We start from the raw sequence: 13,573 nt of genomic DNA on the forward strand, positions 1-13,573 counted from the left end.
TCCTTAAAGTCACACCGCTCTTATTTATTCTTTTTCTGTATTTTCACTTCCTATCAAAATTGTGATTAAAAAGAGGCATTCATTAACAACATAAGGTTTTTTATGCGTATTTCAAATATTGAAAATTCCCCTTATTCTCCTCTTAATCCTTCATTGGATTTTCATGATATAGAATATAGACAAACCTTTTTAGCAGAAGAGTTACATCAGTTAACAAGTTTGGAAGGTATTGCTCATGATATTGTAATTCAAGGCGATGTAACCATTGACTCTTCTAATATTCAGGCCTTTGTCCTTTTGCAATCAAAAAATATTAAGATAGAAGGCTCACTTTGTTTTGATGATAGATCTCTCATCTCATTACCTAAAAATTTAGAAGTAGAAAAAGATCTTAACCTCTCTCAGTATACAGATCTTATCACTCTACCAAAGGAACTTAAAGTAAAGGGAAGTCTTGATCTCTCTTATTGTACAAGACTCACTCATCTCCCTGAAGATTTGGAAATAGGACAAAATCTTAATCTCCGTGAGTGTAGAGCTCTTACTACTCTGCCTAAGGGGCTTAAAGTGAAAGGGAATCTTGATCTTTCTTATTGTATAGGACTGACGGATCTTTCCGAAGATCTAGAGGTAGAAAAAGATCTTAAGCTCTTCAGCTGTAGAGCTCTTACTACTCTGCCTAAGGGACTTAAAGTAAAAGGGGGCCTTGATCTCTCTTATTGTATAGGACTGACAGTTCTTCCCGAAGATCTAGAAGTCGGGCAAGATCTTAATCTCCGTGAGTGTAAAACTCTTACTACTCTACCAAAGGGGCTTAAAATAAAAGGGAGTCTTAACCTCTCTGAGTGTATAGGACTGACAGTTCTTCCCGAAGATCTAGAAGTCGGGCAAGATCTTAATCTCCGTGAGTGTAAAACTCTTACTACTCTACCAAAGGGGCTTAAAATAAAAGGGAGTCTTAACCTCTCTGAGTGTATAGGACTGAAGGACCTTCCCTCAGATCTAGAAGTCGGGCAAGATCTTAATCTCCGTGAGTGTAAAACTCTTACTACTCTGCCTAAGGGGCTTAAAGTAAAAGGGGACCTTGATCTCTCTTATTGTATAGGACTGACCGATCTTCTCGAAGACCTAGAGGTAGAAAAAGATCTTAATCTCCGTGAGTGTAAAGCTCTTACTACTCTACCAAAAGGACTTAAAATAAAAGGGGACCTTGATCTCTCTTATTGTACAGGATTGACACATCTTCCTGAAGATTTAGAAGTAGAATTTAGTCTTAACCTCTCTGCATGTACAGCTCTTACTGCTCTACCGAAGGGGCTTAAAATACAAGGAGATCTGAATCTCTCTGAGTGTACAAGACTGACCCAACTTCCCTCAGATTTAAAAATAGGACAAGATCTTAACCTTGAGAGTTGTACAACTCTTATTACTCTGCCGAATGGACTTAAAATAGAAGGAGATCTTAATCTCCGGGAGTGTACAAAGCTGACGGATCTTCCTGAAGATCTAGAAGTCAGACAGGATCTTAATCTCTCTAGGTGTAAAGCTCTCACTACTCTGCCTAATAGGGTTAAAATAAAGGGGAGTCTTAACCTCTCTTATTGTACAGGGCTGACTCATCTCCCTGAAGATTTGGAAATAGAACAAGATCTTAATCTTGAGGGTTGTACAACTCTTATTACTCTGCCAAAGGGACTTAAAATAGAAGGAGATCTTAATCTCCGGGAGTGTACAAAGTTGACCTATCTTCCCGAAGGCCTAGAAGTAGGACAAGATCTTAATCTCTCTGGGTGTAAAACTCTTACTACTCTACCGAATGGACTTAAAATACAAGGAGATCTGAATCTCTCTGAGTGTACAGGGCTGACTCATCTCCCTGAAGATTTGGAAATAGGACAAGATCTTAATCTTGAGGGTTGTAAAACTCTTATTACCCTGCCGAAAGGGCTTAAAATAAAGGAAAGTCTTAATCTCCAGGAGTGTACAAAGCTGACGGATCTTCCCGAAGACCTAGAAGTAGAAAAAGATATTAATCTCTCTAGGTGTAAAACTCTTACTACCCTGCCTAAGGGGGTTAAAATAAAGGGGAGTCTTAACCTCTCTTATTGTATAGGACTAACTCATCTCCCTGAAGATTTGGAAATAGGACAAGATCTTAATCTTGAGAGTTGTAAAACTCTTATTACTCTGCCGAGGGGACTTAAAATAGAGGGGGATCTTAATCTCCGTGGCTGTACAAAGCTGACCTCTCTTCCTGAAGATATAAAAGTAGAAGAAGGTCTTAACCTCTCTGAGTGCTCAGCTCTTACTACTCTACCTAAGGGGCTTAAAATAAAAGGGAATCTTAACCTCTCTGAGTGTGTAGGACTGACCAATCTTCCCGAAGATTTAGAAGTAGGGAAGAATCTTAATCTCTCTAAGTGTATGGCTCTTAATGCAATACCTAAGGGGCTTAAAGTAAACAGGGATTTTAATCTCCGTGAATGTACAAAGCTGACCTCTCTTCCTGAAGATATAAAAGTCGGAGAAGATCTTAACCTCTCTGGGTGCTCAGCTCTAATTACTTTACCGAAGGGGCTTAAAATAAAAGGGGATCTTAACCTCTCTGAGTGTATAGGGCTAACCGATCTTCCAGAAGGTCTAGAAGTAGAAAAAAATCTTAATCTCTCTCGTTGTATAGCTCTTACTACTCTACCAAAGGGACTTAAAGTAAAAGGGGGTCTTACCCTCTCTGAGTGTGTAGGGCTGATCTCTCTTTCAGAAGATCTAGAAGTAGAAAAAAATCTTAATCTCTCTCGTTGTATAGCTCTTACTACTCTACCAAAGGGACTTAAAGTAAAAGGGGGTCTTACCCTCTCTGAGTGTGTAGGGCTGATCTCTCTTTCAGAAGATCTAGAAGTAAAAAATAATCTTAATCTCTCTGGGTGTACAGCTCTAATCACTTTACCGAAGGAGCTTAAAATAAAAAGGGACATTACCCTCTCTAGGTGTACAAAGCTGACTCATCTTCCTGAAGATTTAACAATAGGAGAAGATCTTAACCTCTCTCAGTGCTCAGCTCTTACTACTCTACCGAAGGGGCTTAAGGTAAAAGGGTCTCTTAACCTCTCTGAGTGTATAGGGCTGACCAATCTTCCCGAAGATTTAGAAGTAGAACGAGACCTTGATCTTTCTGAGTGCATAGCTCTTACTACAATACCGAAGGGGCTTAAAGTAAAAGGGCGTCTTAATCTCTCTGGATGCATAGCTCTTACTACTCTACCGAGGGGGCTTAAATTAAAAGGGGATCTTAACCTCTCTGAATGTATAGGACTAACTGATCTTTCAGAAGATCTAGAAGTAGAAAAGAATCTTAATCTCTCTAGGTGCACAGCTCTTACTACTCTACCGAAGGGGCTTAAAGTAAAAGGGGATCTTAACCTTTCTGGGTGTACAAATCTCACCTCTCTTCCTGAAGATATAAAAGTAGGGGAAGATCTTGATCTCTCTCATTGCACAGCTCTTACCACAATACCTAAGGGGCTTAAAGTAAAGGAGAACCTTAATCTCTCTAAGTGTGTAGGGTTGACGAATCTTCCCTCAGATCTAGAAGTAGAAAAGAGTCTTAATCTCTCTGAGTGTACAGCTCTTACCACAATACCTAAGGGGCTTAAAGTAAAAGGGAGCCTTAATCTCTCTGAGTGTATAGGGCTGATTTCTCTTATAGAAGATTTAACAATAGAAGCAAACCTTGATCTTACGGGTTGTAAAGCTCTTACCTTTCTACCAAAGGGACTTAAAGTAAATAGGAATCTTGATCTTTCTAAGTGTATAGGGCTGACTGATCTTCCCGAAGATTTAGAAGTAGGAGAAGACTTAAATCTTTCGGAGTGCACAGCTCTTACCACAATACCTAAGGAGCTTAAAATAAAAGGGAGCCTGAATCTCTCTGAGTGTATAGGGCTGACCGATCTTCCCGAAGATTTAACAATAGGAGAAGATCTTGATCTCACGGATTGTAAAGCTCTTACCTCTCTACCAAAGGGACTTAAAGTAAATAGGAATCTTGATCTTTCTAAGTGTATAGGGCTGACCGATCTTTCTGAAGATTTAGAAGTAGGAGAAGACTTGAATCTTTCTGAGTGCACAGCTCTTACCACAATACCTAAGGGGCCTAAAGTAAATAGGAATCTTGATCTTTCTAAGTGTGTAGGGCTGACCGATCTTCCCGAAGATTTAGAAGTAGGAGAAGACTTGAATCTTTCTAAGTGCACAGCTCTTACCACAATACCTAAGGGGCTTAAAATAAAAGGGAGCCTGAATCTCTCTGAGTGTATAGGGCTGACTTCTCTTCCCGAAGATTTAACAATAGGAGAAGATCTTGATCTCACGGGTTGTAAAGCTCTTATCTCTCTACCAAAGGGACTTAAAGTAAATAGGAATCTTGATCTTTCTAATTGTATAGGGCTGATCAATCTTCCTGAAGATTTAACAATAGGAGAAGATCTTGATCTCACGGGTTGTAAAGCTCTTATCTCTCTACCAAAGGGACTTAAAGTAAATAGGAATCTTGATCTTTCTAAGTGTATAGGGCTGATCAATCTTCCTGAAGATTTAACAATAGGAGAAGATCTTGATCTCACGGGTTGTAAAGCTCTTACCACAATACCGAAGGGGCTTAAAATAAAAGGGAACCTTAACCTATCTGAGTGTATAGGGCTGACCGATCTTCCTGAAAATTTAGAAATAGAATGGGATCTTAATCTTTCTGAATGCATAGCTTTGACCCATTTGCCAAAGGGGCTTAAAGCAAACAAAAATCTTGATCTCTCTGGATGTACAGCCCTAACCTGCCTTCCTAAAGATTTAATCATAGAAAAAGATCTTAATCTTGCTAGATGTAAATTTCTTACCACAATACCTAAGGGACTTAAAGTCAGAGGGAGTCTTGATCTCTCTGAGTGTACAGGGCTGACTTACCTTCCCGCAGATCTAGAAATAGAGAATCATCTTAATCTCTCTAGGTGTACAGCTCTCACTCAATTACCTAAGGAGCTTAAGATAAATAGGGATCTTGATCTCTCTCATTGTACAGGACTCACGCATCTTCATGAAGATTTAACAATAGAAGGGGATCTGAATTTCTCTGGGTGCACAGCTCTTACCAATTTACCGAAGAAGCTTAAAGTACAGGGGAGCCTTAAACTTTCTGAGTGTACTGGTCTCACTCATTTTCCCTCAGATCTAGTTATAAAGAATAATCTTGATTTCTCTCATTGTACAAATCTGACTCATCTTCCCGAAGATTTAACAATAAAAGGAGATCTGAATCTCTCTGAGTGTACAGCTCTCACCAATTTACCGAAGAAGCTTAAAGTAAAGGGAAATCTTTCCCTCTCTGGGTGTACCGGGCTGACTTATCTTCCCTTAGATCTAGATGTAGATAATAATCTTGATTTTTCCCATTGTACAGCTCTGACCAAATTACCTAAGGAGCTTAAAGTACGTAGGCATCTTGATCTCTCTCATTGTACAAATCTGACTTATATCCCTGAAGATTTGACAATAAAAGGAGATCTGAATCTTTCTCATTGCACAGCTTTTATTGCTCTACCGAAGGGGCTTAAAGTAAAGGAGACCCTTAATCTCTCTGGGTGTATAGGGCTGACCTACCTTACCACAGATTTAGAAGTAGGGGAAGATCTTGATCTCTCTCATTGTACAAATCTGACTTATCTTCCCTCAGATTTAATACTAGAACGAAATCTGAATCTTGCTGGGTGTACAGCTCTCACCACAATACCGAAGAGACTTAAAATAAAAGGGAGCCTTGTCCTCTCTGAGTGCATAGGGATCACGCATATTCCCGAGGATCTAGATGTAAATAATAATCTTAATTTCTCGGGGTGTATAGCGATGACTACTTTGCCTAAGGGGCTTAAAATAAATACAAATATTGATATTTCTGGATGTATAGGGCTGACCCATCTTCCCGAAGATTTAGAAGTAGGAAATAGCCTTAATCTCTCTGAGTGTATAGCTCTTACTACTCTACCTAAAGGGCTTAAAGTAAGAGGAAATCTACACCTCTCCTATTGTACAGGACTCACTCATCTCCCTGAAGATTTAGAAATAGGAGAAGGTCTTAGCCTCTATGAGTGCACAGCTCTTACGGTTTTACCTCAATGTTTAAAACTGGGAGGGGATTTAGATTTAAGTGAATGCACACATCTAACATCTTTACCCAATTGGATTACAACTCTAGGCAGCTGTTCTGATGGGGTGGATCGTACTGTGGACTTGACAGGATGCGGGCTCTCACCTGCCGTGATGAGAAGATTGGAAGAGGACACTCGAAATATCGAAGGGATGCAATTTCACTTCTCAATAGATGCTACAGATGATTACATCATCGAATTTAGCACATTGCTTCCAGCTGTTCAGTTTTGGCAAGAAGAATCCGGAGAGAAACTTCTAGATCCTGAAGAAGTGTGTCACAAGCTTCATGAAAATCTCACTGATGTATATGATCATGAAAATCTCTTAAAATTTCTGATACGCCTTACAGGAACGGCAGATTATTATAACCAATCTACGAGGGGGACCATTGCAGAGCGGATACTAAACATGCTTCAGCTGATGGCCAAAGATGAAAAATTCTGCCACCACGCTGCCTTTTTAATCCATCAGGGACTTGCATCTTGTGATGACCGCGTGATGGCAACGTTAGAAGATATTAGCTTTTATCAAAAACTTTGTCACTTAGAGCGCCCCTCCATCACAGAGGAAGAGCTTAAAACTACTGGAAAAGGCTTTTTCCTGTTAGAAGAGCTTAATAAAAAAATCAGAGAATATATCAAGACTCTTCGGTTTGTAGATGAAGTAGAAGTGCATATGGCATTTCATACAAGGTTGCAAGAAATGCTCCATCTTCCGATTGAAACAAAGAATATGCTCTTTAGGCGCTATGTTACCATTTCAGATGAAGAGATTGACCGGCTAGGAAGAGAAGTGTTACAAGACGTAACAGAGGCTGCATTCATAGTATTTTTAGCTACATGGGGCCCTTGGACAAGGTATCAAAGAAGAATCTCTATAGTGCAGTGGGACCTTCTTCCTACAGTAGAAAGAGCCTTATCTTCCACAGATGTTTGTCCTTATCTTCAAGATACGCCCATACAGCCTGTCCTTTATCAGGGCACTGTGTACGATTACGAGGCGTTTATGCGAAGGTATATTGAAGAGGGCGTGGATTTATATGGTAATAGAGTGGCAATCCGTCAGCTTTTTCGCATCAATATTCCTTAGGCTCTTCCACCCTCTTTTGGTGTTTCAGAGGAAAATGGGCGAGAAGACATTAAAGATAATAGGCTGCTTAAGAAAGTTAAGCCAGAAAATAACTAGTTTAACTCTAGCTCCCCTGCCAGGTGATATTGAGTTGTCTTTGCAGGGGCTTTTTTGATCCAGTTGGGAACAATCTGAATGATTGATAAAGGAATCATTTTTAGAAAACATTCGTTTCAGATTAACTAAAAAAATAGTTTTCAATCTGAAAAAGAGACGGTTTGCGATACCTTTTGTCTAAGAATTTTAACCGGAGTAGCTAAGGGATGTTTCGGTGAAAATCAAAAAATCATATCTTAGTTTAAAAAAATATTATGCTTTCATGTAAGAAGACAAAAAACCTCTTCTTAAAATCTTTCTTGTAGATTTATTTTAGAAGAAGGAAAGGTATAAAAAATAATATATTTATTGAAAAAAATAACCTAACTTGCTAGTTACCTAAAATAGCCCTTATACATGAAAAAGCATCTTTTTCTAATAAAATTCCATGTAAAAAACAACGGAATTTTTAAAAAAACACGCAAAAAAAATCATTAAAAAAGGCTTTTTCAAGATAATTTGCATAGAAATTAAAAACTGCTTATCAACTAGCAAGTTAGGTGAAAAAAATAGATCTCTATATTTTCATAATGAGGAAAAAAGAAGTTTTTTATCCCTTTAAGGATACTTAAAAGCGTGATCAAACCGTCTGATCAGGGCATTTCCTTCTTGCTGTATTTCATGAATATTTTACTGGAGAAACACATATGGGCATTTCCCCTCGGTTAAATAGAGTAGAGACTCAAAATGGATCATGTCTATATCAAGAAACAGATCCTCTTTCTCTCTCTTTTAGAAAGCAAGTTTCTTTAGAGCCCCCTTTTCAGCTTGAGGAAGTTACAGTCAAGACAGTTACTGAAGTGGCAAAAGAGGCGATAGGAAAGACAAAAGAGCTCTCTTTAGATCTATTGTCTTCTCAATCTGAATTGGGTCATGATCAATTAGAAATGGCTGCACAGATGGCAAAAGAGCTAGGATATCTTCCTCAAGCAATACCACCTATGATCAAATATATTCAGGAAGAAAATAGTTCTTTTAGTGCCTACCACGCTCTTTTTAATGAGCATGAAGCTAAACTTTTCCAGGAAAAATCTATTCTTGTTTCTCCGGAAGAGAGCTCAATTTTAACGACATGGTCAATTAATATAGAGAGGAGAAAAACGCAAGTAGGAGGGCAGTTAGATAGAGGACTCCTCTCAAGAATCAGTTGTTTAGGAGAAGGTCCTATTCGTTTTTCTCTTCTTCAAGAATGGATGTCTTTATTTAGCTATCAAATTACAGACTTAATGATTACGAGATCCTTAGAGCGTCTAGCAGCCTACTCCCTGATTACGCTTAAGCAATCTAGTGAAAAAGAAGCTCCTTATTATGTGATTTCTCCAAGGATTCAACACTGCATTAAGCATGGACTCACCTCTAACGAAGAGCAGGAATATTTATCAGAGCTTATTTCTCTTGTAGAGAAAAAATTGATTGCCTTTAAAGAAAAAAATGTGGAAAGAAGGAGCTTTTTGATTGGATACGAAGCTCACGCTTTATCCTCTATGAAAAGCCGTGCATTTCAAGAGGAATTTTCTTTAGAAAGAAAGAGCGCTTTTACCATTAACCTAAGCCATTTATATTACAAATTAAGCCTTTATGATCATGCTTTAAACTACGCACAAGAAGGGCTTAAGATGAGGCAAGAACTCTATGGGGAATATGCTGATCTTACTGCAGAGAGTTATCAAGCAATAGGGCAAATTCTTAAAAATTTATGGAAGCTAGAAGAGTCGCTGAAGATGAGCGAGAGGGCGCTACTGATTTATCAAAAAATCTATGGCGAAGACTCTATTCAGGCTGCAGGAGTTTATCAAGATATGTGGAAATCTCTCAAAAATTTAGGAAGGTTTGAAGAAGCCCTTAAAATAGGGGAGAAGGCGTTACACATTCATCAAAATGAATTAGAAGAAACATATCATACAGTAGATACCTATTTACAAATGGGAAAATCTCTATCGAATTTTTCGAGATGGGAAGAGGCTCTAAAAATGGGAGAGAAAGCCTTACACATTTCTCAAAAGATAGGAGGAGAAGAAACACGCTATACAGCCGGGTGTTATGAATTTATAGGAACCATTTTAAATGTCTTAGGAAAGAAGGAAGAGGCTTTAAAAATAGGGGAGAAGGGATTAGAGATTAATCAGAAAATTGTTGGAGAGTACTCTCATTATACAGCAGAAAGCTATGAAACCGTTGGATCTATATTAGGCAGCCTAGGGAGATTTGAAGAGGCGTTAGAGATGTGTGAAAAGAGTTTGCGCATCAAAAAAAAAGTACTGGGAGAAAATTCTTGTATTACAGCAGAGAGTTATGAAGCTGTTGGAGAAGCTCTTAATCATTTAGGAAGGCGAGAAGAGGGGCTTAAAATGTGCCAGATTGCATTACAGATTAAACAACAGCTATTAGGAGAATATTCTCTATATACAGCCTTAAGCTATGACTCTATTGGACTTATCTTGATCGCATTAGGAAGGCGTGAAGAAGGAATTAAAATGTTTGAGAAGGTAGTTCAGATTTATCAAAAAGTGCTTGGAAAAGATTCTAAACAAGCCTTAGAAAGATACCAGCACTTAGAAAAAATGAGACGGTGGTCATGGGTGATTAGAGGCTTAGCGTTTATAGCAGATGGATTGCAGAGCCTTGGGGAGAGATTAGACAAAAAGAGTCACTAAATTTTTAGACAGCGGATATTCAAGTAAAAGTGCCTTTTAAGTTTTAGCGATTCTTACAGGCACTTGCATTTTTATGAAAAAATGAGCACTTTAAACAGCATCTTCTTAAAAAAAATGCTCTAACACACTTACAAACTATCTGCTTTTTCATGTATTTTAAAGGGTGGAATTTTTAATTGGAGAAAAATACATGGGCATTTCCCCTAGGGTACATAGATTAGAGCCTCAGCAAATAGCAAACTATGATCAAGATCTTAGTATGACGCAGGTGCATTTTTCACAGCAGCCCTCTATACAATCTCCCTCTCAATTACAGCAAATAGCTACGCAGTCAGTTTTGATGAAAAGAAAAGATAAAGCTATAGAGCAAGAAGAGCTTCATCAATTCAACTGGACTGCTTTAAATCCTGAAGAGGCACTTAATGATCTTTTTCTAAAAATAGGGCGTCCTTACCAAGAGAGTGATCAAGATAGCGGCGCACAGATTGTCCAGAAGCTCGGGTATTTTCCTTTATTGATAGCTCAAGCAGCTAGGTATATTCAAGAAGAAAAGATATCTTTTGAAGCGTATCACGCTCTCATGAACCACTATCAGGCAAAATGTCTTCCTGAAAATAGCCCCAAGGTCTCCCCTTTAGAAACATCTATTTTAATAACAGCGCATATTACATTAGAGGGTATGAAAAACAAGGTAGAGGGCAGATTAGCTCAATCCCTTATCAAAATAATGGCCTGTTTAGGAGAGGAGAGTATTCCTCTTCACCTCCTTGAAACATGGGCGTCTTTATTTGGTGGGGAGAATCAAGAGGGGCTCCATCATGCTTTACAGCATCTAAGTGATTGTTTTCTCATCAGCTCTCATCAAAATAATACCCTAGTTTATCACATGTCTTCACAGATTCAAGAGTGTATGAGACATCAAATCACCTTGAATGAGAAAAAACACATTTTATCTGAACTGACGATAGTTTTAGAAAAAGAGCTCAGTTGGTTAAAAGAGATGGGGGAAGAAGATGACACCCTCTTAATAAAGTATGAAGTGCATGCTTTAGCACTCCTTTATAAAGATAGAACAGAAGAGCTCTTTTCGCTAGAAAGAAAAGGCGCTTTTCTCCTGAATTTAAGTGACTTGTATGAAAAACTAGATCTTTTTGATCATAGCCTAAAATATGCTCAAGATGCTCTAGAGATCAGGCGCCAAGTGGTAGGAGAAAACTCATGCTATACAGCAGAGAATTACCATCAGCTAGGATTTATTTTTTATCAGTTAGAACGAGGTGAAAAGGCGCTTGAAATGAGTGAGAAGGCGCTAAATATTTATCAAAAAATATTTGGATACGACTCTCTTTTGACAGCAGGAAGCTATCAAGCCATGGGATATGCTTTTTATTCTCTTTGCCAATTTAAAGAGGCTCTAAACATGAGTGAAAAAGCGCTAAATATTTATCAAAACATATTAGGAAATGAGAGTCATTTAATAGCAGAGAGCTATCAAATGATGGGAGATATCTTCATAAATTTGGAAAGATTTGAAGAGGCTCTTCAGATGAGTAAGAGAGCGCTTTTGATTTTTCAAAAAGTTCTAGGAGAAGACTCTATCTCTACAGCAGAAAGCTATCAAGTTTTAGGAGCCATTTTTCAAGAGCTTGGTCAGTTAGAAGAAGCTCTTAATATGAACAAAAAGGCGTTAGAGATTAAGCAAAATTTGTTAGGGGAAAAGAGTTACTATACAGTAGAGAGTTATGAGGCTATAGGAGCTATTTTCTATGAATTAGATCAGCTAGAAGAGGCGCTTGAAATGAGTGAGAAGGCGTTAAAAATCAAACTAAATGTGTTAGGAGAAAGTTCTATCTCTACAGCAGAGAGCTATCAAAACATGGGGACTATTTTCTATGAGTTAGATCGGTTAGAACAGGCACTTGAAATGCATGAGAGAGCGCTTCATATTTATCAAAAAGAGCTAGGAGAAGAGTCTATTTTTACAGTAGAGGCTTATCAAATGATTTTAGAGGTTTTTGAAGATTTAGAGAGATATAAAGAGGCACTTGAAATCTCAAAAAAAATTTTAAATATCAAGCAAAAAATTACTAGGGAAGATAGTCCTTTGATCGGTAAGAGCTATCAAAAAATGGGATCAATTCTTCGAAAATTAGATAAATTTCAAGAAGCCTTGATAGAGAGCAAAAAAGCGCTTTCTATTTATCAAAAAACAGTAGGAGAAGAGAGCCATTTAACAGCAGAGAGTTATCAAGATATAGGATTAATTTTTTACGCATTAGGAAAGTTTCCAGAGGCGCTTACATTGAGTCACAAAGCCTTAAGTATTAAGCAAAAGGTGCTAGGAGAAAATTCTCTTTCTACAGCAGACACTTATCAAGCTATAGGAGACATTGCCTTAGAGCAGAGATTATTAGAATACTCCCTTGAAATGAATGAGAAATCCCTCAAGATTAAGCTTCAAATTCTACGAGAAGAATCCATTTCTATGTTAAAAAATTATCAAAATTTAGGATATATTTTATTTAAATTAGGTAAAGCAAAAGAGTCGCTTGCGATGAGTGAAAAAGCGCTAAGAATCCAGCAAAAAGTGTTAGGAGAAGAGAGTTATACGGCGGCAGAAATTTATCTCATCATTGCAAAAAATCTCAAAGATTTAGGTCGATTCGAAGAGGCAATTGGAATGGGTCAAAGAGCGTTTTATATGTATCAAAAAATAGTAGAGGAAGAGAGTCATTTAATAGCAGAGAGCGATCAAGATATAGGAGAAGAGACTATTTTTACGTTAAAGAATTATCAAAAATTAGGGTATATTTTATTGAAACTAGGTGAAGTAGAAGAGTCGCTTGCAGTGAATAAAAAAGCGCTAAGAATCCAGCAAAAAGTGTTAGGGGAAGAGGGTTGTATTGCGGCAGAAATTTATCTCATGATTGCAAAAAATCTCAAATATTTAGATCGATTAGAAGAGGCGCTTGAAATGAGTCAAAAGGCGCTTTCTATTTATCAAAAAATAAAAGGAGAAGAGAGTCTTTATACGGCAAGAAGTTACCAATCTGCTGGAAAGGTGCTCTCGTGGTTAGGAAGAGGCAAAGAGGGGTATAGCATGCTTACAAATGCATACAAGATCAAGGAGAAGGCGTTAGGGAAATATGCCAGGTCTACGAGAAAAACTGCCGAATGTATGAGAGATATTCGCCAGATGATGGGGCCATCTAAAAAGAGATAGATGAAAAAATAAAATATGAAGGGGCGCGCAAAAAGCCCCATGATCAGTAGAGTTAAGTGGATCTTTCCCTCTAGAGATAAAAAGCTAGCTACTCATAGGGGCAGGTGACCCTTTAAAAGAGAGTAAGTCATAATATAATCATTTCTTACATTGCAAGAAAAGATTAATGATTATTATTTTTTTTCTCTCTTTCAAAATCTTAAGTTTAAAAAAAATGTAAAAATATTTTTTTTCGATAGTAAATGATACTCAAGCTCAATGGCTCTCTTCAAAT

The 13,573-nt window shown here is 37.8% G+C and carries 3 protein-coding genes; all 3 read left to right on the forward strand.

Annotated features, from left to right (window positions below; translation table 11 throughout):
- The first annotated feature begins 102 nt into the window (after positions 1-102).
- Positions 103-7,287 carry an NEL-type E3 ubiquitin ligase domain-containing protein gene (locus tag ACI7T6_RS01040; RefSeq protein WP_404665746.1) on the forward strand — a complete coding sequence of 2,395 codons (7,185 nt, stop codon included), beginning with the start codon at positions 103-105 and terminating at the stop codon, positions 7,285-7,287.
- A 782-nt stretch (positions 7,288-8,069) separates the two neighbouring features.
- Complete coding sequence (locus ACI7T6_RS01045) at positions 8,070-10,076, forward strand: tetratricopeptide repeat protein (RefSeq protein ID WP_404665747.1); 2,007 nt, start codon at positions 8,070-8,072, stop codon at positions 10,074-10,076.
- 190 nt (positions 10,077-10,266) lie between these two features.
- Positions 10,267-13,299: a tetratricopeptide repeat protein gene (locus ACI7T6_RS01050; protein WP_404665748.1), complete on the forward strand. Its 3,033-nt coding sequence runs from the start codon at positions 10,267-10,269 to the stop codon at positions 13,297-13,299.
- The last annotated feature ends 274 nt before the right edge of the window (positions 13,300-13,573 follow it).

The sequence above is a fragment of the Rhabdochlamydiaceae symbiont of Dictyostelium giganteum genome (assembly GCF_964291045.1).
Taxonomy (GTDB): Bacteria; Chlamydiota; Chlamydiia; order Chlamydiales; family Rhabdochlamydiaceae; genus PALSA-1444.